Source organism: Mycobacterium sp. 852002-50816_SCH5313054-b (assembly GCF_001667185.1).
Lineage (GTDB): Bacteria > Actinomycetota > Actinomycetes > Mycobacteriales > Mycobacteriaceae > Mycobacterium.
This window is the reverse complement of the sequence record NZ_LZIC01000033.1, coordinates 1-531: the sequence shown is the minus strand read 5'-3', so window position 1 is coordinate 531 and position 531 is coordinate 1. Positions and strand designations below refer to the sequence as shown.

At 73.1% G+C, this 531-nt stretch carries 1 protein-coding gene; it reads left to right on the top strand.

Translation table 11 applies throughout. The features are described from left to right. Nucleotides 1-531, top strand: a 531-nt coding sequence (locus A5787_RS06430) for an HNH endonuclease signature motif containing protein (protein WP_156763792.1), incomplete at both ends; no start/stop codon positions are given.

Below are 531 nucleotides of genomic sequence, written 5' to 3'. Positions count from 1 at the left end.
CGTGGTGGTCCACCTCGACGTCGCGGCGCGCGTCGCCGCGCTGCATCTGGGGCCGCTGCTCACCGACGCCGAACGCCAATACCTCACCTGTGATGCCACCTGTGAAGTCTGGTTCGAACGCCACGGCCAGCCCATCGGCGCCGGACGAACCACCCGGGTGATCAGCCGGCGGCTGCGCCGCGCCCTCGAGCACCGCCACCCCAGCTGCGCGGTCCCCGGCTGCGGCGCCACCCGCGGCCTGCACGCCCACCACCTGCGGCACTGGGAAGACGGCGGCCCCACCGAGCTGGCCAACCTGGTGCTGGTCTGCCCCTATCACCACCGCCTGCACCACCAAGGCCACATCACCCTCACCGGACCCGCGGCCGATCTGTCGGTCACCGACAGCGACGGGCAACCGCTCAGCGCAGGATCGCTCGCGCGCACGCCCACCCGTCCCCCGCCCGCAGTCCCGCCCTACCCCGGACCGATCGGCGAACGCGCCGACTGGTGGTGGTACGACCCCTTCCAGCCGCAACCACCGCCCACCAA